This window comes from Blautia sp. XA-2221 (assembly GCF_028767025.1).
Lineage (GTDB): Bacteria > Bacillota > Clostridia > Lachnospirales > Lachnospiraceae > Blautia_A.
Window position 1 is genome coordinate 172,571 of sequence record NZ_JAJQXX010000005.1, and the last position, 24,440, is coordinate 197,010.

General features: G+C 44.6%; 24 protein-coding genes. 23 read left to right on the forward strand and 1 reads right to left on the reverse strand.

The features are described 5' to 3' along the window. Positions 1-60 precede the first annotated feature (60 nt). The 9 genes from LU279_RS06450 to rpsA all read left to right on the forward strand — a co-directional run bounded on the left by LU279_RS06450 (position 61) and on the right by rpsA (position 9,257). Positions 61-1,497: an acyl-CoA carboxylase subunit beta gene (locus LU279_RS06450; RefSeq protein ID WP_274421709.1), complete on the forward strand. Its 1,437-nt coding sequence runs from the start codon at positions 61-63 to the stop codon at positions 1,495-1,497. 13 nt (positions 1,498-1,510) lie between these two features. After that, the gene (locus LU279_RS06455; protein WP_274421710.1) at positions 1,511-2,251 is read left to right on the forward strand and encodes an OadG family protein; all 741 of its coding nucleotides are present in this window, start codon (positions 1,511-1,513) and stop codon (positions 2,249-2,251) included. 23 nt (positions 2,252-2,274) lie between these two features. Next, positions 2,275-2,649: a biotin/lipoyl-binding carrier protein gene (locus tag LU279_RS06460; RefSeq protein WP_274421711.1), complete on the forward strand. Its 375-nt coding sequence runs from the start codon at positions 2,275-2,277 to the stop codon at positions 2,647-2,649. A gap of 16 nt (positions 2,650-2,665) precedes the next feature. Further along, positions 2,666-3,814 carry a sodium ion-translocating decarboxylase subunit beta gene (locus tag LU279_RS06465; protein ID WP_274421712.1) on the forward strand — a complete coding sequence of 383 codons (1,149 nt, stop codon included), beginning with the start codon at positions 2,666-2,668 and terminating at the stop codon, positions 3,812-3,814. Positions 3,815-3,893: 79 nt separating this feature from the next. After that, positions 3,894-5,306: an oxaloacetate decarboxylase subunit alpha gene (locus LU279_RS06470; protein ID WP_274421713.1), complete on the forward strand. Its 1,413-nt coding sequence runs from the start codon at positions 3,894-3,896 to the stop codon at positions 5,304-5,306. A 74-nt stretch (positions 5,307-5,380) separates the two neighbouring features. Beyond that, on the forward strand, positions 5,381-6,622 hold the full coding sequence (locus LU279_RS06475) for an NAD(P)/FAD-dependent oxidoreductase (protein ID WP_274421714.1): 1,242 nt from the start codon (positions 5,381-5,383) through the stop codon (positions 6,620-6,622). A 14-nt stretch (positions 6,623-6,636) separates the two neighbouring features. Beyond that, complete coding sequence (gene cmk, locus LU279_RS06480; RefSeq protein ID WP_274421715.1) at positions 6,637-7,335, forward strand: (d)CMP kinase; 699 nt, start codon at positions 6,637-6,639, stop codon at positions 7,333-7,335. Beyond that, on the forward strand, positions 7,325-8,191 hold the full coding sequence (gene ispH / locus LU279_RS06485) for a 4-hydroxy-3-methylbut-2-enyl diphosphate reductase (protein WP_274421716.1): 867 nt from the start codon (positions 7,325-7,327) through the stop codon (positions 8,189-8,191). Before cmk ends, ispH begins: the two co-directional genes overlap by 11 nt. Further along, positions 8,172-9,257 carry a 30S ribosomal protein S1 gene (rpsA, locus tag LU279_RS06490; protein ID WP_274421717.1) on the forward strand — a complete coding sequence of 362 codons (1,086 nt, stop codon included), beginning with the start codon at positions 8,172-8,174 and terminating at the stop codon, positions 9,255-9,257. Before ispH ends, rpsA begins: the two co-directional genes overlap by 20 nt. 98 nt (positions 9,258-9,355) lie before the next feature. On the opposite strand, the gene LU279_RS06495 is transcribed toward rpsA, so the two are convergent. After that, entirely contained in the window at positions 9,356-10,369 is a 1,014-nt protein-coding gene (locus LU279_RS06495) for a ribonuclease H-like domain-containing protein (protein ID WP_274421718.1), read from the reverse strand. 181 nt (positions 10,370-10,550) lie between these two features. Here LU279_RS06495 and LU279_RS06500 point away from each other — a divergent pair, with 181 nt between their 5' ends. From LU279_RS06500 to LU279_RS06565, 14 genes are all read left to right on the forward strand, one after another. Next, complete coding sequence (locus LU279_RS06500; RefSeq protein ID WP_274421719.1) at positions 10,551-11,399, forward strand: putative ABC transporter permease; 849 nt, start codon at positions 10,551-10,553, stop codon at positions 11,397-11,399. Positions 11,400-11,421: 22 nt separating this feature from the next. Next, positions 11,422-12,744 (forward strand): electron transport complex subunit RsxC, encoded by a 1,323-nt coding sequence (gene rsxC / locus LU279_RS06505; protein WP_274421721.1) that lies wholly within the window; start codon positions 11,422-11,424, stop codon positions 12,742-12,744. A 14-nt stretch (positions 12,745-12,758) separates the two neighbouring features. Then, positions 12,759-13,739, forward strand: coding sequence for an RnfABCDGE type electron transport complex subunit D (locus LU279_RS06510; protein ID WP_274421722.1), 981 nt, complete (start codon positions 12,759-12,761; stop codon positions 13,737-13,739). After that, the gene (locus LU279_RS06515) at positions 13,736-14,344 is read left to right on the forward strand and encodes an RnfABCDGE type electron transport complex subunit G (RefSeq protein WP_274421723.1); all 609 of its coding nucleotides are present in this window, start codon (positions 13,736-13,738) and stop codon (positions 14,342-14,344) included. Before LU279_RS06510 ends, LU279_RS06515 begins: the two co-directional genes overlap by 4 nt. Then, positions 14,341-15,054, forward strand: coding sequence for an electron transport complex subunit RsxE (rsxE, locus tag LU279_RS06520; protein WP_274421724.1), 714 nt, complete (start codon positions 14,341-14,343; stop codon positions 15,052-15,054). Before LU279_RS06515 ends, rsxE begins: the two co-directional genes overlap by 4 nt. Beyond that, complete coding sequence (gene rsxA / locus LU279_RS06525; RefSeq protein ID WP_274421725.1) at positions 15,054-15,629, forward strand: electron transport complex subunit RsxA; 576 nt, start codon at positions 15,054-15,056, stop codon at positions 15,627-15,629. The genes rsxE and rsxA overlap by 1 nt, the downstream gene beginning before the upstream one ends. A gap of 12 nt (positions 15,630-15,641) precedes the next feature. Next, positions 15,642-16,433, forward strand: coding sequence for an RnfABCDGE type electron transport complex subunit B (locus LU279_RS06530; RefSeq protein ID WP_274421726.1), 792 nt, complete (start codon positions 15,642-15,644; stop codon positions 16,431-16,433). 196 nt (positions 16,434-16,629) lie between these two features. Then, a complete protein-coding gene (ruvA, locus tag LU279_RS06535) occupies positions 16,630-17,241 on the forward strand; it encodes a Holliday junction branch migration protein RuvA (RefSeq protein WP_274421727.1) in 612 nt (203 codons plus the stop codon). A gap of 8 nt (positions 17,242-17,249) precedes the next feature. Next, a complete protein-coding gene (gene ruvB, locus LU279_RS06540; protein ID WP_022067398.1) occupies positions 17,250-18,248 on the forward strand; it encodes a Holliday junction branch migration DNA helicase RuvB in 999 nt (332 codons plus the stop codon). 145 nt (positions 18,249-18,393) lie between these two features. Continuing rightward, on the forward strand, positions 18,394-18,801 hold the full coding sequence (locus LU279_RS06545) for a cell division protein ZapA (protein ID WP_274421730.1): 408 nt from the start codon (positions 18,394-18,396) through the stop codon (positions 18,799-18,801). A 95-nt stretch (positions 18,802-18,896) separates the two neighbouring features. Further along, positions 18,897-21,068 (forward strand): peptidase U32 family protein, encoded by a 2,172-nt coding sequence (locus LU279_RS06550; RefSeq protein ID WP_274421731.1) that lies wholly within the window; start codon positions 18,897-18,899, stop codon positions 21,066-21,068. Between the two features lie 5 nt (positions 21,069-21,073). Then, on the forward strand, positions 21,074-22,444 hold the full coding sequence (locus tag LU279_RS06555) for an FtsW/RodA/SpoVE family cell cycle protein (protein ID WP_274421732.1): 1,371 nt from the start codon (positions 21,074-21,076) through the stop codon (positions 22,442-22,444). Beyond that, entirely contained in the window at positions 22,371-23,849 is a 1,479-nt protein-coding gene (locus LU279_RS06560; RefSeq protein ID WP_330684576.1) for a peptidoglycan D,D-transpeptidase FtsI family protein, read from the forward strand. The genes LU279_RS06555 and LU279_RS06560 overlap by 74 nt, the downstream gene beginning before the upstream one ends. Before the next feature lie 91 nt (positions 23,850-23,940). Further along, positions 23,941-24,384: an NUDIX hydrolase gene (locus LU279_RS06565; RefSeq protein ID WP_138270228.1), complete on the forward strand. Its 444-nt coding sequence runs from the start codon at positions 23,941-23,943 to the stop codon at positions 24,382-24,384. Positions 24,385-24,440: the final 56 nt, after the last annotated feature.

The window sequence follows — 24,440 nt, forward strand, 5'->3', positions numbered from 1 at the left end:
TATAATCGGCTGAAATTTTGGTTATACTTAAAATTCTTATAAAATGGAGGGCAAACGAGAATGAGTAACGCAACACCAAGTTTAGCAGGCACAAGAATCACTTCTTTGCTTGACGCGAACAGTTTTGTTGAAATCGGAAAAAGTGTTACAGCAAGATCCACAGATTTTAACATGACTGAAACAAAAGCACCTTCAGACGGTGTGATCACCGGCTCAGGTGTGATCGACGGAAATCTTGTATATGTTTACAGCCAGGACGCTTCTGTTCTGAACGGAACCGTTGGAGAAATGCATGCAAAGAAAATTTCCGCTCTGTATGACCTTGCAATGAAAACAGGCGCACCGGTGATCGGTCTTGTTGACTGTGCAGGTCTGAGACTCCAGGAGGCCACAGATGCTCTGGAAGCTTTTGGTTCTATTTATCTGAAGCAGACACTGGCATCCGGGATGATCCCGCAGATCACAGCAATTTTCGGCACCTGCGGCGGCGGCATGGCTGTTGTTCCGGCACTGACAGATTTTACTTTTATGGAAGCAAAAAAAGGTAAAATGTTTGTAAATACTCCTAATGCACTGGAAGGTAATCATGTGGACAAATGTGATACCGCATCTGCTGATTTCCAGAGCCAGGAGACAGGTCTTATTGACGGTACAGGCACAGAGGAAGAGATCCTTGGACAGATCCGCCAGCTTGTAAGTCTGCTTCCTTCCAACTTTGAAGACAATGATTCTTTTGTAGAATGTGCAGATGATCTGAACCGTACCTGCGACGATCTGGCTGCCTGTGTGGGAGATACTTCCCTTGCACTTTCCAGAATCGCAGATGAGGGACTTTTCTTTGAGACAAAGAAAAACTACGGAAAAGATGTGGTTACAGGATTCCTTCGCCTGAACGGCGCAACAGTAGGTGCTGTGGCAAACAGAACAGAGATCTACAATGAAGAAGGCGAAAAAACAGAAGAATTTGACGGAACCATCTCTGCAAGAGGCGCAAGAAAAGCTGCAGCTTTTGTAAAATTCTGCGACGCTTTTGATATCCCGGTTCTGACACTTACCAATGTGACTGGCTTTAAGGCAACTCTCTGCAACGAAAAAATGATGGCAGCATCCGTTGGCGAAATGGTTCATGCTTTTGCTGATGCGACTGTTCCGAAGGTGAACGTTGTGATCGGTAAAGCTTATGGAACAGCATATGTTGCCATGAACAGCAAATCTGTCGGCGCAGACCTTGTGTATGCATGGGACAGCGCAGAAATCGGTATGATGGATGCTTCTCTGGCAGCCAAGATCATGTACCCGGGTGCAGATGCTGCTTCTCTTAATGAAAAGGCAGCAGAGTACAGAACTCTTCAGTCAGGCGTGGAATCTGCAGCAGCAAGAGGCTATGTAGATACTGTGATCGCTCCGGCTGATACCAGAAAATATGTGATTGGAGCTTTTGAAATGCTGTTCACAAAAAGAGAAGACCGTCCGGCTAAAAAGCACAGTGCAGTCTAAGTGAGGTGAGCATATGAATCAGATGTTAAAAAAAGCATCCTCTGTCTGCGCAGCAGCAGTGTGCGCCGCTTCTCTTATGTTTTCCGGCGCTTCTGTTGTAATGGCTGACAGTGAGATCGACGAGGCAACCATGACTCAGATCACCATGACTGCAGAGGGACTGACTCAGACGATCATTCCGCTCAGTGATGAGGAGATCGAGGCATATCTGAAAACTGACGATGAATTTACCTTGAGCGCAATGACTGCATGGGACAGCGCCAAAGAAGAAGTTGGTGAGCTGAAAGAGGCAGGAAAGGCTGAGGTGGAATTTTCCAATCATCAGTACACTGCAACCGTTCCGGTAGATTTTGAGAAGCTGGATGCTGACTTTGTATATGTATTTGAGGAAATTGAGGGTATGCTGACACCGGTTTCCGCTTCAGTAGATGTTCAGTATCCGTTATCCACGATTATGAAAAATGCCGGATTAAATACACTTATGGGGATTGGAACCGTATTTGTAATCCTGGTTCTTCTGATCTTTATTATTTCTCTTTTCAAATTTATTCCGGGTTCACCGGCAGCCGCAAAAAAAGAGAAAAAAGAAGAATCTCCGGCACCTGTTGCTGTTCCGGTTCAGGAAACAGTACAGGCAGCTGATGATACAGAACTGATCGCAGTTATCGCGGCAGCGATCGCGGCAGCAGAGGGAACCACAACAGACGGATTTGTTGTACGTTCTATCCGCAAAATCAACCGCCCAAGAAGATAATTGATAATTAGGAGGATTATAAAATGAAAAGTTATACAATTACTGTAAACGGAACCGCATATGAAGTAACTGTAGAGGAAACAGGAAGTGTTGCTGCACCGGCTCCTGCAGCAAGAGCAGCAGCTCCTGTGGCACCGAAAGCTGCACCGGCTCCGAAGGCAGCAGCTCCTGCAGCTGGTGCAGGCGCTGTAAAAGTAACTGCATCTGTTCCGGGTAAAGTGCTTAAGATTGTTGCATCTGCAGGACAGACAGTAAAAGCAGGCGACAACATCGTGATCCTGGAGTCCATGAAAATGGAGATTCCTGTAGTTGCACCTCAGGACGGTACAGTTGCAAGCATTGATACAACAGAAGGTGCTTCCGTAGAGAACGGAGATACCCTGGCTACTATGAACTAAGACGGGAGGTATTCAGATGTCTTATGTAACAGAAACCCTGTCCAACCTGATTCATCAGACAGCCTTCTTTAATCTTACCTGGGGCAACTATCTGATGATCGCGGTGGCATGTGTGTTCTTATTCCTTGCTATCAAAAAAGGATTTGAACCGCTTCTTCTTGTTCCCATCGCTTTTGGTATGCTTCTGGTAAATATTTACCCGGATATTATGGCGCGTCCGGAAGATATGTCAAACGGAGTAGGCGGACTTCTTCACTATTTCTACCTGCTTGATGAATGGAGTATTCTTCCGTCCCTGATTTTTATGGGCGTAGGAGCCATGACAGACTTTGGTCCGCTGATCGCAAACCCGAAGAGCTTCCTTCTTGGCGCTGCGGCTCAGCTTGGTATTTACGTTGCATATTTCCTTGCGATCTTTATGGGATTCAATGGAAAAGCAGCAGCAGCGATCTCTATTATCGGTGGTGCTGATGGCCCGACTTCTATCTTCCTTGCAGGAAAACTTGGACAGACTGCTTTGATGGGACCGATTGCGGTGGCGGCATATTCCTATATGTCTCTTGTTCCGATCATCCAGCCTCCGATCATGAAACTCTTTACAACAGAGAAAGAGCGTAAGATCAAAATGGATCAGCTTCGTCCGGTCAGCAAGCTGGAGAAGATCCTTTTCCCGATTGTGATCACTATCGTAGTGTGCCTGATCCTTCCTACAACAGCTCCGCTGGTAGGTATGCTGATGCTTGGTAACCTGTTCCGTGAGTCCGGCGTTGTAAAACAGCTTACAGAAACAGCATCCAATGCACTGATGTACATCGTAGTTATTCTTCTGGGTACTTCCGTAGGTGCTTCTACAAGCGCTGAAGCATTCCTGAATCTTGATACCCTGAAGATCGTAGCTCTTGGTCTTGTTGCGTTTGCGTTCGGTACTTTCGGTGGCGTTATGCTGGGAAAACTGATGTGCAAGCTTTCCGGTGGAAAGATCAATCCTCTGATTGGTTCCGCAGGTGTGTCCGCAGTTCCAATGGCGGCCCGTGTATCTCAGAAGGTTGGTGCTGAGGCAGATCCGACAAACTTCCTCCTGATGCATGCTATGGGACCAAACGTTGCCGGTGTTATCGGTACAGCCGTAGCAGCCGGAACCTTTATGGCTATTTTTGGTGTCTGATCTGATATGACAGTTGGATGCCTGTAATCGTCAGATATATTGAATTTCCTTGTGAAAACTGATTAAAGGAGAATAAATAATGGCAGAATTAGAAAAAAAACCTGTTAAAATCGTGGAAACTGTTCTGCGTGATGCGCATCAGTCTCTGATCGCAACAAGACTCAGCACAGAGCAGATGCTTCCTATTGTTGATAAAATGGACAAAGTTGGCTACCATGCAGTAGAGTGCTGGGGCGGCGCTACCTTTGATGCGTCTCTTCGTTTCCTGAAAGAAGATCCGTGGGAAAGACTTCGTAAATTCCGTGACGGCTTCAAAAACACAAAACTTCAGATGCTGTTCCGTGGACAGAATATCCTTGGATATCGTCCTTACGCAGATGATGTTGTAGAATATTTTGTGCAGAAATCCGTAGCAAACGGCATTGATATCATCCGTATTTTTGACTGTCTCAACGATATGCGTAACCTGAAAACTGCAGTTAAGGCAGCAAATAAGGAAAAAGCTCATGCTCAGGTAGCTCTTTCCTATACTCTTGGCGATGCTTATACTCTGGATTACTGGACCAACATTGCAAAAGAGATCGAGGAAATGGGTGCGGATTCCATCTGCATCAAGGATATGGCAGGACTTCTTCTTCCATATCAGGCTACAGAGCTTGTAGGCGCTCTGAAAGACGCTGTTAAGATTCCGATTGATCTGCATACACATTACACCTCAGGTGTTGCTTCCATGACTTATCTGAAAGCAGTAGAGGCAGGTGTGGATATCATTGACACTGCAATCTCTCCGTTTGCTTTGGGTACTTCCCAGCCGGCAACAGAGGTTATGGTTGAAACCTTTAAGGGAACTCCTTATGATACAGGATTTGATCAGCAGCTTCTTGCTGAGATTGCTGACTACTTCCGTCCGATCCGTGACGAGGCTCTGGACAGCGGCCTTCTGAATCCGAAGAACCTTGGCGTAAACATCAAAACTCTTCTGTATCAGGTACCGGGCGGTATGCTTTCCAACCTGACTTCTCAGCTGAAAGAGCAGCATGCGGAAGACAAGTTCTATGATGTTCTTGAAGAGGTTCCGAGAGTTCGTAAAGACCTTGGCGAGCCGCCTCTGGTTACTCCGTCTTCACAGATCGTTGGTACACAGGCTGTATTTAACGTTCTTATGGGCGAGAGATATAAGATGGTTACAAAAGAAACAAAAGATATCTTAAGCGGTAAATATGGTGCTACTGTAAAACCGTTTAATGAAGATGTTCAGAAAAAATGTATCGGAGATACTCAGCCGATCACCTGCCGTCCGGCAGATCTTCTGGACAATGAGCTTGACAAACTGGAAGGCGAAATGGCACAGTACAAGGAGCAGGATGAGGACGTACTTTCCTACGCTCTGTTCCCACAGGTTGCTACTGAGTTCTTTAAGTACCGTCAGGCACAGGAGACAAAGGTGGACGAAACAGCAGCGGACACAAAAAACGGAGCTTATCCGGTATAAAGTTTTTATAAAAGAAAAGTCAGGGGGCTGTGCAGGAAAAACTGTACAGCCCTTTGCTGCATGAAAGGATAAGAATGAAAAACAGAGTCATAATCGTTGGCGGAGGCGCAGCCGGAATGCTGGCATCGGTTTTTGCAGCAAAAAAAGGCTGTGAAGTTACGCTTTTTGAAAAAAACGAAAAACTTGGCAAAAAACTGTATATTACAGGAAAAGGGCGCTGCAATGTGACCAATAACTGTGATCCGGAAGAGCTTTTGAACAGTGTTGTAACAAATGCCAAGTTCTTGTACAGTGCCTTTTATACCTTTACCAGTCAGGATATGATGGATTTTCTGGAAGAAGCAGGCACAGCTCTTAAAACAGAGCGTGGAAACCGTGTTTTTCCCTGTTCAGATCACTCATCTGACATTATCCGGGCTCTGGAACGTCAGATGAAAAAATATGGAGTGCAGATCCGTTTGAAGAGTCAGGTGCAGAAGCTCCTCGTGGAAGAGGGAAAGGTAACAGGTATTTCCTTGACAGATGGCAGTGTTCACAGGGCAGAAGGGGTTATCGTGGCAACAGGCGGTCTGTCTTATCCCACAACCGGTTCTACAGGAGACGGATATCGCTTTGCCCGGGAAGCGGGACATACTGTGACGGATTTATCTCCCTCCTTGGTTCCTCTTCATACAAAAGAGGATTATATTCCGGAAATGGCAGGTCTTTCTTTGAAAAATGTGGAGCTGACAGTAAAAAACGGGAAAAAAGTCCTTTATCGGGATTTTGGGGAGATGATGTTTACCCATTCCGGAATTACAGGTCCTCTGGTTCTTTCTGCAAGTGCCAGACTGGGTACGGCTCTCAGAAAATCAGGGGAGCTTTCGGCTTTTCTGGATCTGAAGCCTGCGCTTACTTCAGAGCAGCTGGACGCCAGGATTCTGAGAGAATTTGAATTGGGAAAAAATAAACAGTTTAAAAATGTCATCAGTGTTCTGTTTCCTTCTTCTCTGACTCCGGTTATGCTGAAAATCGGAGGGATTTCTCCGGAAAAACCGATTCATGAAATTTCCAGAGAGGAACGACTGAAATTCGGCGCTCTTGTAAAGACATTTCCGTTTACCATCAATGGTTTCGGGGAATTTAAAGAAGCTGTCATTACCAGGGGCGGTGTTTCTGTAAAAGAGATCAATCCTGCAACTATGGAATCAAAGAAAATACAGAATCTTTATTTTGTGGGAGAAGTGCTTGATCTGGATGCTGTGACAGGAGGTTATAATCTTCAGATTGCATGGTCAACCGCCTATCTTGCAGCTATGGCTGTATGCGGAGAATAAAGGAGGACAATTACATGATCTATAATATTGCCATTGACGGCCCGGCAGGAGCCGGAAAAAGTACGATTGCAAAAAAAGTTGCCAGAGAGCTTTCCTGTGTGTATGTAGACACAGGCGCCATGTACAGGGCAATGGCTCTTTATCTTCTCCGCCGGAATGTAGACAGAGAAAATCCGGAGGAGATCGGAGAGGTCTGCCAGGGAGCGGAAATATCTATAGAATATAAAAACGGAGAGCAGATCGTTCTTTTAAACGGCGAAAATGTGAATCCGTTTCTCAGAAGAGAAGAAGTGGGTAACATGGCTTCTGTAAGCTCTGCAAATCCAAAAGTGAGGGAAAAGCTTCTTGATCTTCAGAGAAAGCTTGCAGCTTCCATGAGCGTGGTTATGGACGGAAGAGACATCGGTACTACAATCCTTCCCAATGCAGAGGTGAAGATCTACCTGACTGCCAGTTCCCTTACAAGAGCAGAACGTCGTTATCTGGAACTTCAGGAAAAAGGTCTTTCCTGTGATCTGGAAGAGATCAGAAAAGATATTGAAGAACGTGACAGCCGCGATATGAATCGGGAGATTTCTCCTCTCAGACAGGCTGAGGATGCAGTTCTTGTAGATTCTTCCGAAATGACCATTGAGGAAGTGGTAAAATGCATTTTACAGATTTTTCATGAAAAAGTGATATTATCAGACGAGGTTGGAAAAAATGAAGGTTAAGACCGCAAAAACAGCCGGTTTCTGCTTTGGGGTAAAAAGAGCAGTGGACAAGGTATATGAGCTTATTGAGAATGGAGTTTCACCTATTTATACTCTGGGTCCGATTATTCATAATGAGGAAGTGGTTTCGGATTTTGAAAAAAAGGGTGTGACTGTAATCACAGAAGCGGATATTCCGAAACTCCACGAAGGCACGGTTGTGATCCGCTCTCACGGAGTGGGCCGCAGGATCTATGATATGCTTGAGGCCGCGGGAATTTCCTTTGTAGATGTTACCTGTCCTTTCGTACTGAAGATCCACAGGATCGTGGAACGGGAGAGCAGAGCCGGAAAACAGATTATCATATTTGGAGATCCATCCCATCCGGAAGTAAAAGGGATCTGCGGATGGTGCGAGGGCTCCTGTACAGTTCTCAGAAACAGGGAGGATGCAGAAAATTTTGTCCCGGATCCGGGCAGAATACCCTGCATCGTTTCACAGACGACATTTAATTACAACAAATTTAAAGAATTAGTTGAAATTCTCTGCAAAAAGAGGTATGATAATAATGTTTTAAATATTGACAATATTTTAAACACTATTTGTAATGCTACCGAAGAACGGCAGAAAGAAGCACAGTCCATAGCCGGAGAGGTAGACACTATGCTTGTCATCGGCGGCAGACATAGTTCCAATACTCAAAAGCTGTTTGAAATATGTAAAGAGGAATGTGAAAATACTTACTATATACAAACACCTGTAGACTTGGATTCTGAAATGTTCCATCACAGTAGTTATGTAGGTATTACAGCAGGGGCGTCCACCCCAAAGAAAATTATTGAGGAGGTTCAAGAACATGTCAGAATTAAGTTTTGAACAGATGCTGGAAGATTCCGTAAAAACTATCAGAAATGGAGAGATCGTGCAGGGTACTGTCATCGACGTAAAAGAAGATGAGATTATCCTGAATATCGGCTATAAAGCAGACGGTATTATCACCAAGAGCGAGTATTCCAACGACAGCTCCCTTGTACTTGCAGACGCTGTACACGTAGGTGACACAATGGAAGCCAAGGTTCTTAAAGTGAACGACGGCGAAGGTCAGGTTATCCTGACATACAAGAGACTTGCTGCTGAAAAAGGCAACAAACGTCTGGAAGCTGCATTCGAGTCTCAGGAAGTCCTGAAAGCACCTGTAACTCAGGTACTGGACGGAGGTCTTTGTGTAAATGTTGAGGAAGCAAGAGTATTTATTCCTGCAAGCCTTGTATCTGATACTTACGAGAGAGATCTGTCCAAATATGCAGATCAGGAAATTGAATTCGTTATCACAGAGTTCAACCCGAGAAGACGCCGTATTATCGGTAATCGCAAACAGCTTCTTCTTGCAGAAAAAGCTGAGAAGCAGAAAGAGCTTATGGAGAGAATCCATGCAGGCGATACTGTAACAGGTGTTGTTAAGAATGTAACAGATTTTGGTGCATTCATCGATCTTGGCGGAGCTGACGGTCTTCTTCATATTTCCGAAATGTCCTGGGGCAGAGTAGAGAATCCGAAGAAAGTATTTACTGTTGGTGAAGAAGTTAAGGTTCTCATCAAAGAAATCAACGGAGATAAGATTGCCCTTTCTCTGAAATTCCCGGAAGAAAATCCGTGGCTGACTGCTGCTGAGAAATTTGCAGTAGGCAACGTAGTAGAAGGAAAAGTTGCACGTATGACAGATTTCGGTGCTTTCGTAGAGCTTGCACCTGGAATCGATGCTCTGCTTCATGTTTCTCAGATTTCCAGAGAGCATGTTGCAAAACCGTCTGACGTACTTTCTATCGGTCAGGAAATCCAGGCAAAAGTTGTTGATTTCAACGGCGAAGAAAAGAAAATCAGCCTCAGCATGAAAGCAATGGAAGCTCCGGCTGCAGAGGATGCAGAAGGCGAAGAGGCATAAGAAAAGTTTTGTCAGTGTAAACACTGAAACATAAACTGAATGAATAAAAGGGTCATTACAGTGATGCGGATTTTGCAGACTGTAATGATCCTTTTTGTTTAAAGGCCAAGAAGACACGGAAGAGTGCTTTTTAGATACTGTGTTTGTTTTTCCGGATTGGACAGAAAAGATTCGGTACAGGGAAACCAGGTATAACAGGTTTCTGGTGTGGCAGGAACTCTCAGACTTTTATCCATATACTGACTTAACTGCCTGGGCATGGCGGTATCTTCCCCGGGAATATAATCATAGGACTTGTAATCTTGGTAATACTGGCGTATTTTCTGATCTGTGGAAACGACCAGAAGAGCTCCCTCCTGTTCCCTGACAGTAACATAAAAATCTTTTCCCTTTTTGGATACTGGTTTTGGCACAGGAGCCGGAAGCTGAAAATAAAGGATTATCTGACTTTCATCTGTTTCCGCCTTCAGGGGCAGATAACTGCCTTTCATCAAAGCCCGATATCCAAGCATTGGGAAAATACAGCCAAGTCCCAGAAGGTCTTCCTGATTATGTCCGAGGATGATCTGTTCAGACTCAGCAGTGGGATTTTTTATATAAGATTTGTAAAGACGGATGCACTGTCCGCCATCGCAGTGAGTGCGGGAGCCCCGCCCCAGAAATTTTTCCAGATCCGGCTGTTTCATTCGCTCCAGATTCAGAAGATTTTTGCATGGCTTCAGCTCCTGATACAGATCCAGAGCAGGAAGATTTCTAAAGGGAGAGGGAAGATTGTGTTTTTTGTAACGTTCTTCCAGATAAGGCTGATCAAATTTTCTTCCGTTATACTGTATAGTTGAAGTTGCGGAAGCCAAAAAATTAAAAAATTCACAAAGAATCTCTGGTTCTTCTTCCTCTTTTTCAGCCATCCACTGATACAGAAACCATCGGTTATTTTCCTGGATTACCGCCCCGATTAAATATAAAAAAGTGGAATATCGTGATAGTCCGGTGGTTTCGATGTCATAAAAAACAGGAGTGTTTCCACAGTCAACAGAGACATATTTCGACAATTTTTTAACAGTCTCAAAGCCCGGAAACCCTTGTAAAATAGGCATTTTTTTAACAATCATATTTTTCCATTCCTTTCATGATTGTATTTAATTATACACAAAAAAATAAAAAAATAATAGTGAATTTTTTCATAAATTGAGTTATAGTATAAACATCGTTACTGTGAATGTAGCAAACAGTAACCGGACATCATTGCTGTTCATACGAAACAGATATTTAAGACAGAAAGACGGGATGATTATGTGGAATCTGACAATTAACGGAATAGATGTTTACCATATTTTAAATTGGTTTTTCATTTACAGCTTTTTTGGCTGGGTATGGGAAACCTTTTATGTTTCCACAAAGCATGGAGAGTTTGTGAACAGGGGGTTCGTCAGTGGACCCTTTTGTACCATTTACGGTTTTGGCGCCATATCAGTTTATCTGATTCTGAAGCCGGCAGAGGATCATGTATTGATTTTGTTCTTAGGGGGCGTTGTGGTTGCCACAGTGCTGGAATATATTACTGCGGTTCTGATGGAAAGTATTTTTCATACTTCCTGGTGGGATTACAGTGACCAGAAATTTAATTTTCAGGGACGGATCTGCCTGGGAGTTTCTCTGGGCTGGGGCGTTTTGACAGTTCTTCTGTTCAGAGTTCTGCATCCGCTTGTAGAAAAGATCGTTGCTCTTTATCCTGTATATGCAGGTAAAATTGCAGTATGTGTGATTGCAGCAGGATATTTGTGTGATTTTTTCCGTTCTGCGTGTGCTGCTTTCCATCTGAAAGAGAGAATCCCCTATTGGGAGCAGGAACTGGAAAAGAAACGTGTGGAGCTTATGCTGAGATTGAATGTAAAGCTGGAATCACTGGAACTTCCCAAAGGCGCTTCTCCTGAACTTCTCAGAGAAAAATTGGAAGATTCAGAGGCTCTCAGAATTTTAAGCGAAAAACGTCTTGCATTCCAGAAAGAGTTTACGGAAGAACTTCGGGTTTACAGAAAAACTCTGGTAAACAGAACCAAGGGAAATACCAGACGTTTCCTGAAGGCCTATCCTCATCTGAACCGTGGATACCGTATGCGCCATAAGAAAGATAAAAAATAACTTGTAAAAGGAGGAAATAGATATGGGAAAACTTACCTTTAAGGGTGGGATTCATCCCTATGAGGGCAAGGAGCTGTCCAAAAACAGTCCAATTGAAAAGTATCTTCCAAAGGGAGAGATGGTTTATCCGCTGTCTCAGCATATTGGAGCTCCTTCTGTTCCCTGTGTGAACAAGGGAGACCGGGTTCTGGCAGGACAGAAAATTGCAGAAGCCAATGGATTTGTATCCGTGCCCCTGCATGCTTCTGTTTCAGGAATCGTAAAAGGCTTTGAAAAAAGGCTGACTGCTACGGGAAATATGGCAGATTCTATTATCATAGAAAACGATCAGCAGTATGAAGAAACAGAATTTCAGACAGCAGAGCTTTCAGCATTGTCAAAAGAAGAGATCATTGCAAGAATCCGTGAAGGCGGTGTTGTGGGAATGGGAGGCGCCGGTTTTCCTACCCATGTAAAGCTCTCCCCAAAGGAACCGGATAAAATTGAATATGTTCTGGTAAACGGAGCAGAGTGTGAACCTTATCTGACAAGTGATTATCGAAGAATGTTGGAAGAACCGGACAAGGTCATTGCAGGTCTTGAAGTGATGCTGAAGCTTTTTGATCATGCAAAAGGCTATATCTGTATTGAAGACAATAAGCCGGACTGTATTGCAAAGATGCGTGAACTGGTAAAGGGACATTCCAGAATAGAAGTCAAAGAGGTTATGACTAAATATCCTCAGGGTGGTGAGCGTACATTGATCTATGCCACTACAGGAAGAGAGATCAATTCCTCCATGCTTCCGGCAGACGCAGGCTGTGTGGTAGATAATGTGGATACAGTTGTAGCTGTTTACAAAGCAGTTATCCTTGGGCGTCCTGTTATGAACAGGATCGTAACGGTAACAGGAGAGGCTGTTGCCAGTCCGAAAAACTTTATGGTTCTTACCGGAACAAATATGGAAGAGCTGATTGAAGCAGCCGGTGGGCTGAAAATGGATGCTGCAAAAGTAATCTCAGGTGGGCCGATGATGGGATTCGCCATGTTTGACCTTCATGTTCCCTGCGTAAAAACAACATCTGCCTTCCTTTGTCTGGAAAAAGATGCCGTGTCAGAGGCTCAGAAACAGATGACAGCCTGCATTAACTGCGGACGCTGTGTGCGCGTCTGTCCGGGACGTGTTCTCCCTGCCCGTCTTGCCACACTGGCAGAAAGAGGGGATATGACAGGATTTGAAAAATTAAATGGAATGGAATGTTGTGAATGTGGCTGCTGCAGTTATGTATGTCCTGCAAAGAGGCCGCTGACTCAGAGTATCAAATCCATGCGGAAGATGGTTCTTGCCAGCCGCAGAAAGAAATAGGGGGAGGTAAACCAATGGAACAAAAGTATCATGTGTCATCGAATCCTCATGTAAGGGATTGTATGACAACAAGCAGAATCATGCAGCTGGTAGTGCTCGCACTTCTTCCTGCAACACTGTTCGGAATCTGGAATTTTGGTTTTCATGCATTCTTTGTTGTTGCTGTAACAGTGGCATCCAGCGTTATTTTTGAGTGGCTTTATGATCACTTTATGCATAAACCAAATACCATAAAAGATTTCAGTGCAGTTGTCACAGGACTTCTTCTTGCCCTGAATATGCCGCCGCAGATCCCTCTGTGGATGCCTGTTCTGGGAAGCGCATTTTCTATTATTGTAGTAAAACAGCTTTTTGGCGGACTGGGACAGAACTTTATGAACCCGGCTCTTGCAGGAAGATGTTTCCTGATGATTTCTTTCGCAGGAAGAATGACAGATTTTGCAGTGTCAGACCATTTCCGTGGCGTTGTGGATACAGTTACCGGAGCGACTCCTCTTGCAGCTCTGAAAGCTCAGGGATTCGTGGAAGGTACTTCTGTACCGGTACAGAATCTGTTTTTCGGAAATATCCAGGGAACCATCGGAGAAACTTCGGCTCTTGCGATCCTTATTGGCGCAGTAATCCTTCTTGCGTTTAAGGTGATCGACCTGAAGATCCCCCTTACATATATCGGCAGCTTTTCTGTATTTGTGATTATTTATATGCTGTGTACCGGAATGGGCTTTGATGCAAATTATCTGTTAAGCTATCTGTTCGGCGGCGGTCTGATGCTCGGAGCATGGTTTATGGCAACGGATTATGTGACGACACCAATCACCTTTAAGGGACAGCTTGTATACGGCTGCTGCCTTGGTGTGGTAACGGCAGTATTCCGTCTGTTCGGTGGATCCGCAGAAGGTGTTTCCTATGCGATTATTTTCTGCAACCTTCTGGTTCCGCTTATTGAAAAAGCAACTTATCCTGCAGCATTTGGAAAGGGAGGGAAAAAAGCATGAGTATTGTAAAAGACACGATTTCTATTACTGTTATCACCCTCGTTGCAGGTCTGGCTCTGGGAGTGGTCCAGGATATTACTGCAGATCCTATTGCAGAACAGAAATTAAAGGCAAAGCAGGAAGCTTATAAATCAGTCTTTCCGGACGCAGACAGCTTTGGCGAAGTTGTTCTGGGAGATAAGGCTCAGGAACTGGCCGGTGTGCTCAGCGACAATAGCTACGGCGCGCAGACCATTGATGAAGTCATGACTGCTTTTGACGCTTCTGAAAATGAAATCGGATATGCGTTTACCGTAACAAGTTCTGAGGGTTACGGCGGAGATATCCAGTTTGCCATGGGCGTACAGAAAGACGGTACTCTTAACGGAATCTCCATACTGTCAATCAGTGAGACTGCAGGCCTTGGAATGAAGGCAGACACAGACGATTTTAAAAATCAGTTCCGGGATAAAAAGGTGGAAAAATTCAAATATACCAAAACAGGAGCAGCATCAGAGAATGAAATTGACGCGATCAGCGGCGCAACCATAACCACCAATGCTGTGACGAATGGAGTAAACGCAGGACTCACTGCATTTCAGTACATGGAAGGAGGAGAACAATGAAAGCAAATACACCATCAGAACGTCTGATCAACGGTATTATTAAGGAAAATCCTACTTTTGTGCTGATGCTTGGTATGTGCCCTACACTGGCAGTTACCACTTCAGCGGTGAACGGTATCGGAATGGGGCTGACAACAACGGCTGTTCTTGCAGCGTCCAATCTTCTGATCTCCATGCTGCGTAAATTCATTCCGGACGGTGTGCGTATGCCTGCGTTTATTGTGGTTGTGGCATCATTTGTAACGATTGTACAGATGCTTCTGGAAGGTTTCCTTCCCGGACTTTATGCATCTCTGGGACTATATATTCCTCTGATCGTTGTAAACTGTATTATCCTTGGACGCGCAGAGTCATATGCATCCAAAAATCCTCCGATTCCATCACTTTTTGACGGTATCGGAATGGGGCTTGGATTTACTTTAAGTATTACCTGTATCGGTGCAGTCAGAGAACTGATCGGTGCAGGACAGCTTTTCGGACGGCAGATTCTGCCGCTGGCAGATGCGGCAGCCGGAAAAATGGGATATGAGCCGGTTACTATTTTCATTCTGGCACCGGGAGCCTTCTTTGTTCTGGCTATTCTGGCAGCCCTTCAGAATAAATTCAAGATTGGCGCTGCAAAGCGCGGAATTGATCCGAGTAATCCGGATAAGTGCGGCGGAGCCTGCGCTTCCTGCGGAAATACCATGTGCAAAGGAGGTAAACATTAATGAAAGAATTAATGCTTATCATTGTAGGTTCTGTACTTGTAAATAACGTAGTCCTCAGCCAGTTCCTGGGCTTGTGTCCGTTTCTGGGTGTTTCCAAAAAAACAGAAACTGCAGCAGGTATGGGTGGAGCAGTCATCTTTGTTATTACGCTTTCTTCTTTTGTTACAAGTGTGATCTATAAGTTTATTCTGGTTCCAACTCATATGGAGTATCTGCAGACCATTGTTTTTATTCTGATTATTGCAGCCCTTGTTCAGTTTGTGGAAATGTTCCTGAAAAAGGCAATGCCTTCTCTTTATCAGGCCCTTGGAGTGTATCTTCCTCTGATCACCACAAACTGTGCTGTTCTGGGTGTGGCTCTTATTAATGTGCAGAAGGAATATAATATCCTTCAGGGTACTGTAAACGGTTTTGCCACGGCAGTGGGCTTTACCCTGGCTATCATTGTAATGGCAGGTATCCGTGAAAAAATCGAGTACAATGACATTCCGGAATCTTTCCGTGGATTTCCTATTGTTCTAATTACAGCAGGACTGATGGCGATCGCGTTTTTCGGATTTTCAGGACTGATCTAAGGAGGCGTGAATATGAATATCGGAGCAATTATCATAGCAACTATTGTAGTTGCGGCAGTAGGCCTCTTTATCGGCATTTTTCTTGGAGTTGCAGGAAAGAAATTTGCGGTGAAAACAGACGAAAAAGAGGTGGCTGTCCGTGAGGCTCTTCCCGGTAACAACTGTGGCGGATGCGGATTTCCCGGCTGTGATGGTCTGGCTGCGGCAATCGCCAAAGGAGAGGCGCCGGTTAATGGATGTCCGGTAGGAGGAGAAGCAGTGGGAAAAGTGATCGCAGGGATCATGGGGCAGGAGGTTGTGGAAACCGTTCGTCAGACTGCCTTTGTAAAATGTACCGGAACCTGTGAAAAAACAAAAAGTGATTTTGTATATACAGGTGTTGAGGACTGCGAGATGATGGCCTTTATCCCAGGCGGCGGGGCAAAAAGCTGTTCCTATGGATGTATGGGCTTTGGAAGCTGTGTAAAGGCCTGTCCTTTTGATGCTATTCACATAATCAACGGTGTGGCTGTGGTAGATAAGGAAAAATGCAAAGCCTGCGGCAAATGTGTTGCCAAATGTCCAAATCATCTGATTGAGCTGGTTCCGTATACTCAGACTGTTTTTGTGGGCTGTAGCTCTCATGACAAAGGCAAGGCAGTTACTTCTGCCTGTGAGGTGGGATGTATCGGCTGCAAAAAATGTGAGAAAACCTGTCCGAACAGCGCTATTACTGTAACAGATTTCTGTGCGCATATTGATTATAAAAAATGTACCAACTGCGGCGCATGTAAAGATGTCTGTCCCAGAGGCGTAATCCTGTAAAAAACATAAAACTGTTGTATATACAGTAAAATCCCGGTTTACAGATAAAATCTGTGCCGGGATTTTTTAACAGAAAAGAAGTTATAATAGCTGCTGCAATCTATCTGTAGAATTTTTCGAATAGATGTTTGCTTTTTTGCGGTAACTATGATATCATAAGTCGATACAGAAAAATTAATCACAGGAGCAGAAGTTTATGATTTCATTTATATATGGCACAGTGGTGGACTCTACAGAAACTTCCGTGATCGTGGAGACAGCCGGGATCGGTTATGAAATTTTTATGACAGGTTCTGCCATTGAACAGGCAGTCAGAAAAGAAGAGCCGGTTAAAATACATACGCATTTTCATGTGCGAGAGGATGCCATGCAGCTGTTCGGATTTTTGAACAAGGATGATCTTCAGATGTTCCGGCTTCTTCTCGGCGTTAACGGGATCGGACCAAAGGCAGCACTGGGGGTTCTGGCAGGGCTTACAGCCGATGAACTGAGATTTGCTGTTTTATCCGATGATACAAAAACTATTTCCAGAGCTCCGGGTATTGGAAAGAAAACGGCTCAGAAACTGATCCTGGAGTTGAAGGACAAGCTGAAGCTGGAGGATGCATTTGAGAAGAAGCTTGCCCATGAGCAGGAGGCGGCTGCTATTTCCGGGACAAATATTCTGGATGGAAGCAAAGAGGCAGTGGAAGCTCTGGTTGCACTGGGCTACAGCAGTACAGATGCTTTGCGCGCAGTCCGTAAGGTAACAGATGTGGCGCCGGATGATGTGGAAGCCATTCTGAAAGCAGCCCTTAAGAATCTGTAGGAGTATATATGGAAAAAAGAATGATCACCACCGATGTAACAGAAGAAGATTTTCCTCTGGAGGGGAATTTAAGACCTCAGACACTGGAAGAATACATTGGTCAGGAAAAAACAAAAAAAACACTGAAAATTTATATAGAGGCAGCCAAACAGCGAAAGGATGCTCTGGATCATGTGCTTTTTTACGGCCCTCCAGGGCTGGGAAAAACAACTCTGTCCGGAATCATTGCAAATGAGATGGGAGTGCATATGAAGGTTACCTCAGGCCCTGCCATAGAAAAACCGGGGGAAATGGCCGCGATCCTTAACAACCTTCAGGAGGGAGACATTCTTTTTGTGGATGAGATCCACAGATTGAACCGGCAGGTGGAGGAAGTTCTTTATCCTGCCATGGAAGATTTTGCCATTGATATTATGATCGGAAAGGGAGCGTCTGCTCGTTCTATCCGTCTGGACCTGCCTAAGTTCACGCTTGTAGGAGCAACCACAAGAGCGGGACTTTTATCTGCGCCTTTGCGTGACCGTTTCGGAGTGATGCATCATCTGGAATTTTATAATCACAAAGAACTGGAAACTATCATCCTCCGTTCTGCACAGGTTCTGGAAGTGGAGATTGACCAGAAGGGAGCGGCGGAGATTGCCAAACGATCAAGGGGAACACCAAGACTTGCCAACAGACTATTAAAACGTGTCCGGGATTTTGCCCAGGTAAAATATGACGGAAAGATCACCTATGAGGTAGCTGTTTTTGCTCTGGATCTTCTGGAAGTGGATCAGTATGGACTTGACAAGATCGACAGGCGTATTCTGAAAACTCTGATCGTAAACTTCAAAGGAGGACCGGTAGGTCTGGAAACACTGGCTGCTGCTATCGGTGAGGATTCCGGTACACTGGAAGATGTTTATGAGCCGTATCTTCTTCAAAATGGTTTTTTAAACCGTACACCCAGAGGGCGTATGGCTTCGCCTCTTGCTTACAGTCATCTGGGCTATGAGAAGATTTCATAAAAAATTCTATACTTTTCGACAGGTTTCGGGTATAATAAAATATGAATGATTTTTTCTGTCTTTGGCAAACCTTGATTTTGAAGAGGAATGAGACAGAAACTTTAATGGAAAATCCAGGAAATTTTATATACACAGGAGGCTTTGTATGGCAGTCAAGAATACGGCACAGGTAGTGATCGGAGGAAAGATCATCACTTTAGGAGGCTATGAATCAGAGGAATATTTTCAGAAGGTAGCGTCTTACATAAATAACAAAATTGCGGAGCTCAGCGAAATGCCGGGTTATTCCAGGCAGCCTATGGAGACAAAGCATACTCTGCTCAGCCTGAATATTACAGACGATTATTTTAAGGCCAAAAAACAGGCGGAAATTTTTGAACAGGATCTTCAGCAAAAAGATCAGGAAATGTATGAATTAAAACACGAATTGATCGCTCTCCGTATGAAAATGGAGGAAGCAGAAAAACACCAGCAGGAAGCAGAACACCAGCGTATCCTGATGGAAGGGAAGATCAAAGAGCTGGAAGGTGAAATTGAGTCATTACTAAAGTAAAAGTCAGAGGGGGGATTGCTTCGGTAGTCCCCTTTGTCTGTTTTTAAGTATTCTGAAAACAGTTTCTGTTCAGCAGAAAAGATAAGCGAGGGATTATGACAGATATGAATAAAACAGAGCTTCTGGCGCCTGCAGGTTCTTATGAAGCTTTTGAGGCTGCCCTGGGAGCAGGGGCAGATGCAGTGTATGTTGGCGGACCTGATTTCGGCGCCAGAGCTTATGCAAAAAATTTTACCCAGGAGGAACTGATCCGTGCTGTTCGTACAGCCCATATCCATGGAAAAAAGTTATATCTTACAGTAAATACGTTGCTGAAAAACAGAGAGCTGAAGGAGCGGCTTTATGATTCTCTTCTTCCATCTTATCTGGAAGGACTGGATGCGGTGATCGTACAGGATATGGGAGTCCTGCGGTTTATCAGGAGAAATTTTCCGGATCTGCCTATTCATGCAAGCACACAGATGGCTGTTACCGGACCGAAAGGGATGAGGTTCCTGGAGCAGCAGGGAGTGACCCGTGTGGTGCCTGCCCGTGAACTGACTCTTGAGGAGCTTGCAGCCATGCACAGAGAAAGCTCGATTGAGATCGAGGCGTTTATACACGGCGCGCTTTGTTATAGTATTTCCGGTCAGTGTCTTATGAGCAGTATGATCGGAGGAAGAAGCGGAAACCGGGGAAAATGCGCTCAGCCCTGCAGGCTTCCTTATCAGGTACGGGAACAACAGGGAAGATTTAAAGGGAAAGAAACCTGCCCTCTGAGTCTTAAGGATATCTGTACTCTTGATATTCTTCCGGAAATTCTGGATGCAGGTGTGATGTCTTTGAAGATAGAGGGAAGAATGAAGCAGCCGGAATATACGGCGGCAGTTACGGGAATTTACCGGAAATATCTGGATATACTAAAAGAAAACAGAGATTCCTATAAGGTGGATGACTGTGACCGAAAATATCTTCTGGATGTATTCAACCGAGGAGGATCCTGTTCCGGATATTATAAACAGCAGAACGGCCCTTCCATGGTGGCTTTTTCCAACCATAAAAAAACAGGAGATATTTCCGTATCTCTTACCCGGAAAAAGGAAAAAATCAGCGGAACCCTGATGCTGTATCCGGAAAGTCCTGCTGTGCTTCAGGTTTCTCTGAAGGATACAGAGGCAGTGGTATCTGCGGGGGAGGTTCAGTATGCCAGAGAGCATCCCATGGAAGAAACGCGAATCCGTCAGCAGATGGAAAAGCTGGGAAATACGGAGTTCGTCTGGGACAGCCTGGATATTCAGTCAGACGGAAATATTTTTGTTCCGGTGAAGGTTTTGAATGAACTGAGAAGAACCGCTCTTGCGCAGTTAGAACAGGCGTTTCTTGAAAAATACAAAAGAATGCTTCCGGAAAAATCTATCTGCCCGGATGAGATGCAGAAGTCCGTGAAAGAAAGTGCAGAGAACATTCCGCCCATCTACGCATCCTGTGAGAAACCGGAACAGGCAGAAGTTCTCTTTAACAGTCCGGAGATTTCAGGCCTTTACTTGCCTTTTGATATTATGGAAATCTGTATGGAACAGGGGCTTCAGAAAGAAAAAGAACTGTATCTTTCTCTTCCGGTGATCACCCGTGGGAAGATGCCTCAGGAGTTTCGGGAAAAAGCCCTGACCTGGCTTTCTATGGGAATGAAAGGATTTCTGGTGCGGAATCTGGAATCTTATGGAATGCTGCGAGAAGAGGGACTTCAGAAATACTGTGTGGCAGACGCATCTCTGTATACCTGGAATGACGAAGCCTGCGCCTTCTGGAAAGACCAGGGGATTTTGAGAAATACGGTTCCTCTGGAATTAAACGAAAAGGAACTGCGTCACAGAATAAACCGGGACAGTGAGTTCGTTATTTACGGTTATATTCCCCTGATGTTGTCTGCTCAGTGTGTGCGTAAAAATACTCTTCAGTGTGACCGAAAAGAGGCGCAAATGGTATTAAAGGACAGATATGACAAGGAGTTTCCGTGCGTCTGCGTCTGCCATCCCTGGAAAACCGGAACTACAGACAGAAAAGAGTTCTGTTATAATATTATTTATAACAGCATCCCCTATGGACTTTTGAATGAAAGTCAAAAGGTAAAGGAGCTTAACACCACATCTCTCAGACTTTCCTTTACACTGGAATCTGCAGAAGAGACACAGGCGATCGCCAGGGAGTTTCTGGATGTGTATGTTTACGGGAAAAAAGCTCCTGTACGCGAGTTCACAAAGGGACATTTTAAAAGAGGAGCCGAATAAGGCATATGATTAATGTAATTGTTGAATTATCAAAGTATCTGATCCTGACACTGATGATCATATATACCTTTCATTGTTTTTACACAGTGCGTCAGCAGGATGAGATCGAAAGAAATGAACTTCTGCGTCAGCAGCTTGTTCTGATCTTTTTTATGGATTTTACTGCATTTCTGGTGATCTATCTGAAAACCTTTAATTTTCAGGTGATTGTTTTTTACCTTGAAATGATGGTATTTTTTGCGGCGGTGCAGATTTTGTACAGGATTTTTTACAAAAAGGCGTCCCTGCTTCTTCTGAATAATATGTGTATGCTTTTGAGCGTGGGTTTCATCATGCTCTGCAGGCTGGATATTGCCACAGCCACAAAACAGCTTGTGATCGCAGCCGCAGCCAGTGGGATCGCGCTGATCATCCCGGTTATGATCCGGAAAATGAAATTTCTGCGCAGGCTTACCTGGCTCTATGCAGGGGTAGGTGTTATCCTGCTTGCGGCAGTTTTCCTTCTTGCAAGGACAAGCTACGGGGCAAAACTGTCTCTTATGGGTATCCAGCCTTCTGAGGTCATTAAAATTACTTTTGTATTTTTTATGGCATCTCTGCTTTCCAGAGCCAATGATTTCCGGACAGTAGTGCTGGTAACGGTAGTGGCGGCTCTCCATGTGGGAATCCTGGTTCTTTCCAGGGATCTTGGAAGTGCTGTAATCTTTTTTGCCGCCTATCTCGTGATGATATATGTTTCCACCAAAAAGCCGCAGTATCTTGGACTTGGACTGGCAGGAGGAAGCCTTGGTGCAGTAGTGGCGTACTTCCTCTTCGGCCATGTGCGTCAGAGAGTCAGTGCATGGAGTGATCCCATGGCGGTTTATCAGAATGAAGGCTACCAGATTGTTCAGTCACTGTTTGCAATCGGAACCGGAAGCTGGTTTGGCATGGGACTCTGTCAGGGTTCCCCGGAAGCTATTCCGGTTGTAAAAAACGACTTTATCTTCAGTGCTATCTGTGAGGAGTTGGGAGGGATTTTTGCCATCTGTCTGATCCTTGTATGCATGAGTTTTTTCCTGATGATCGTAAATATTGCACTTCGGATCAAAAATCCCTTCTACAAGCTGATTGCTCTGGGTCTGGGGACAGAATATGCATTTCAGGTAATCCTTACCATAGGCGGAGCCACCAAGTTTATTCCTATGACAGGTGTCACGCTGCCGCTGGTAAGTTATGGAGGCAGTTCGGTGATGAGTACGATTCTGATGCTTGCCATTATTCAGGGACTGTACATTTTAAGAGAAGACGAGGACGAGGAATTTGAGAGACGCAGAAAAGAAGCAGCGCAGAGAATTCGAGCAAGAGAGGAAGCGCGCAGAGCGAGAGAAATCTAAAAGAAGACGGGCTAGAAACAGAGAGTATACATTTGTATCCTGGTTTTTTGTGGCTGTTTTTATGGCAATGATTGGATATCTCGTATATTTTAATGTAGTAAAAAGCGAGGATTTTATCAACAGCCCATATAATACCAGACAGGATACCTTTTCGGACCGGGTTGTAAGAGGACAGATTCTTTCTTCCGAGGGAGAAATTCTTGCAAAAACAGATGTCTATGATGACGGCACGGAAGACAGGATATATCCTTATGCAAATGTATTTGCCCATGTGATCGGATATGATTCCAATGGAAAAAGCGGGCTGGAATCCGAGGCAAATTTTCAGCTTCTGAGTTCTCATGAATTTTTTCTGAACCAGATGAAAAACGAATTTCTGGAGAGAAAAAATATGGGAGACACGGTAATTTCCACTTTAAGTGCAAATCTACAGACAACAGCCTACAATGCGTTGGGTGACAGAAGAGGTGCTGTCATTGCTATGGAACCTTCTACCGGGAAGATTCTTGCCATGGTCAGTAAACCGGATTTTGATCCGAATTCCATTGAGGAAAACTGGGACTGGCTGGTCAGTGACGAAACAAACTCCAGTCTGTTAAACAGAGCTACCCAGGGACAGTACCCTCCGGGTTCTACTTTCAAGGTGGTAACAGCGCTTGATTATTTCAGAAAACACGGAAGCTTTAACGGATATTCCTATGTCTGTGAGGGAAGCATTACAAAAGAAGACCATACCATTCAGTGCTATAACGGAACCGTTCATGGTCAGGAGGATTTTTACTCAGCTTTTGCCAGCTCCTGTAACTGTGCGTTTGCGCAGATGGGGCTGGATCTCGGTGGAGGCTCTCTTCTGGAAACAAGTGAGGATCTGCTTTTTAATAAAAAGCTTCCTCTTGCCTCCTATAAAAAAAGTATCTTCAGCCTGAATGGAAGGTCAGGAATCCCTCTTACCATGCAGACTTCTATCGGTCAGGGAAACACCCTTGTTTCTCCTGCTCATATGGCAATGATCACCTGCGCCATTGCAAATAACGGAGTACTTATGAAGCCGTATCTCATTGACAGGGTAGTAAACAATACGGGGGATCTGGTAGATGAGACGACTCCAGAAGCATATAAACGTCTTATGACAAAAAATGAGGCAGTGATGCTGGGAGAGCTGATGAAAGATGTTGTGGAATATGGAACAGCCTCTGCTCTTTCCGGACAGGGGTACACGGCAGCAGGAAAAACCGGCTCTGCGGAATATGATGAAAACGGTTCTAGCCATTCCTGGTTTATCGGATATTCCAATGTGGATGATCCGGATCTTGCCGTTGCGGTGATCGTTGAAGGGGGCGGCACCGGAAGTGAGGCTGCTGTGCCGATCGCATCTCAGCTCTTTGACGCTTATTACTACAACTGACCGGAACAAACAGTTGCCAGCAGACACAAAAAGAGTTATACTATATCCAGTTTGAAATATCATTCACACGCATTACAGGAGGGACTTGCAGATGATAGAAGCAACGAGCTGTGGCGGTGTGGTAATTTATCGTGGAAAAATACTGGCTTTGTACAAATCTTACAGAAACAGATATGAAGGCTGGGTATTGCCAAAGGGAACCGTTGAAAAGGGAGAGACCCATATCCAGACAGCACTTCGGGAGGTAAAGGAGGAAGCAGACGTAAATGCTTCTATTGTAAAATATGTAGGTAAAAGTCATTACAATTTTACAGTTCCTGAGGATATGGTCACCAAGGAAGTTCACTGGTATCTGATGACGGCTGATAATTATCATAGCAGACCTCAGAGAGAGGAATTTTTTGTGGACTCCGGGTATTACAAGTTTCATGAAATTTATCATCTTCTCCGTTTTTCCAATGAAAAACAGATTGTGGAGAAAGCATATCAGGAATATCTGGAAATGAGGAGTCAGGGACTCTGGGGCAAAAAATAAACAGGGTTGTGTTTTTCGCAGCCCTGTTTAGATTTATCAAAAAGGGGGAATCCTTT

Coding starts and splice junctions, on each gene's coding strand:
- LU279_RS06530 (WP_274421726.1), top strand. CDS start 15,642: ATGAATATCGGAGCAATTATCATAGCAACTATTGTAGTTGCGGCAGTA.
- rsxA (WP_274421725.1), top strand. CDS start 15,054: ATGAAAGAATTAATGCTTATCATTGTAGGTTCTGTACTTGTAAATAAC.
- LU279_RS06460 (WP_274421711.1), top strand. CDS start 2,275: ATGAAAAGTTATACAATTACTGTAAACGGAACCGCATATGAAGTAACT.
- LU279_RS06500 (WP_274421719.1), top strand. CDS start 10,551: ATGTGGAATCTGACAATTAACGGAATAGATGTTTACCATATTTTAAAT.
- rsxC (WP_274421721.1), top strand. CDS start 11,422: ATGGGAAAACTTACCTTTAAGGGTGGGATTCATCCCTATGAGGGCAAG.
- LU279_RS06565 (WP_138270228.1), top strand. CDS start 23,941: ATGATAGAAGCAACGAGCTGTGGCGGTGTGGTAATTTATCGTGGAAAA.
- LU279_RS06470 (WP_274421713.1), top strand. CDS start 3,894: ATGGCAGAATTAGAAAAAAAACCTGTTAAAATCGTGGAAACTGTTCTG.
- LU279_RS06450 (WP_274421709.1), top strand. CDS start 61: ATGAGTAACGCAACACCAAGTTTAGCAGGCACAAGAATCACTTCTTTG.
- LU279_RS06555 (WP_274421732.1), top strand. CDS start 21,074: ATGATTAATGTAATTGTTGAATTATCAAAGTATCTGATCCTGACACTG.
- LU279_RS06465 (WP_274421712.1), top strand. CDS start 2,666: ATGTCTTATGTAACAGAAACCCTGTCCAACCTGATTCATCAGACAGCC.
- LU279_RS06550 (WP_274421731.1), top strand. CDS start 18,897: ATGACAGATATGAATAAAACAGAGCTTCTGGCGCCTGCAGGTTCTTAT.
- LU279_RS06510 (WP_274421722.1), top strand. CDS start 12,759: ATGGAACAAAAGTATCATGTGTCATCGAATCCTCATGTAAGGGATTGT.
- rpsA (WP_274421717.1), top strand. CDS start 8,172: ATGTCAGAATTAAGTTTTGAACAGATGCTGGAAGATTCCGTAAAAACT.
- LU279_RS06545 (WP_274421730.1), top strand. CDS start 18,394: ATGGCAGTCAAGAATACGGCACAGGTAGTGATCGGAGGAAAGATCATC.
- cmk (WP_274421715.1), top strand. CDS start 6,637: ATGATCTATAATATTGCCATTGACGGCCCGGCAGGAGCCGGAAAAAGT.
- LU279_RS06455 (WP_274421710.1), top strand. CDS start 1,511: ATGAATCAGATGTTAAAAAAAGCATCCTCTGTCTGCGCAGCAGCAGTG.
- ispH (WP_274421716.1), top strand. CDS start 7,325: ATGAAGGTTAAGACCGCAAAAACAGCCGGTTTCTGCTTTGGGGTAAAA.
- rsxE (WP_274421724.1), top strand. CDS start 14,341: ATGAAAGCAAATACACCATCAGAACGTCTGATCAACGGTATTATTAAG.
- LU279_RS06515 (WP_274421723.1), top strand. CDS start 13,736: ATGAGTATTGTAAAAGACACGATTTCTATTACTGTTATCACCCTCGTT.
- LU279_RS06495 (WP_274421718.1), bottom strand. CDS start 10,369: ATGATTGTTAAAAAAATGCCTATTTTACAAGGGTTTCCGGGCTTTGAG.
- ruvA (WP_274421727.1), top strand. CDS start 16,630: ATGATTTCATTTATATATGGCACAGTGGTGGACTCTACAGAAACTTCC.
- LU279_RS06475 (WP_274421714.1), top strand. CDS start 5,381: ATGAAAAACAGAGTCATAATCGTTGGCGGAGGCGCAGCCGGAATGCTG.
- ruvB (WP_022067398.1), top strand. CDS start 17,250: ATGGAAAAAAGAATGATCACCACCGATGTAACAGAAGAAGATTTTCCT.